Source organism: Stenotrophomonas sp. CASM110 (assembly GCF_049384345.1).
GTDB lineage: Bacteria > Pseudomonadota > Gammaproteobacteria > Xanthomonadales > Xanthomonadaceae > Stenotrophomonas > Stenotrophomonas muris.
Map to the genome: position 1 here is coordinate 1 of NZ_JBMRGI010000053.1, position 459 is coordinate 459.

At 36.8% G+C, this 459-nt stretch carries 1 protein-coding gene; it reads right to left on the bottom strand.

Features of this window, described 5'->3' with window-relative positions:
• A partial coding sequence (locus VG561_RS21155; RefSeq protein ID WP_423179946.1) for a hypothetical protein occupies nt 1-238 on the bottom strand: 238 nt, incomplete at its 3' end.
• Between the last annotated feature and the right edge of the window lie 221 nt (nt 239-459).

Sequence of the window (459 nt, forward strand, 5' to 3'; positions counted from 1 at the left end):
TGCCTTTGTAGTTAGAGAGAAGCTCTAACTGTTTTTCTTCTGTTACTCGGGCAACAAATGCAGGTCCATTTGGAAAAACATTCATTGAAAGTATAAAGCCAACAGGAAACTTGGAAACTTCCTGTTGTACTTCATCGTCCACTTGGCTTGCCATTACTAAACCACGACCAACAACATCCATCATGAGTTTTACGTAGGCAAATTGCAAAGTGGGCTTCACTGCTTTGGTTGAAATCACTTGCGTATCCCTTGTTAAAATTATGCAAAAGCAAATTTAGAGTAATTACTCTAAATTATTTCTTTAAAATTGAAAAGTAGTTTATTCAGATTTGACTTCAGGGTCATGAAAGAAATTGGTATTTTTTAAATAACAAACAAAATCATGACAGAGCTGCTTGAAGCTTGGATAATCTTCGAGCAGGTCCTGCAAGCGTACCATTTCTAAACCTGCGTATCCAC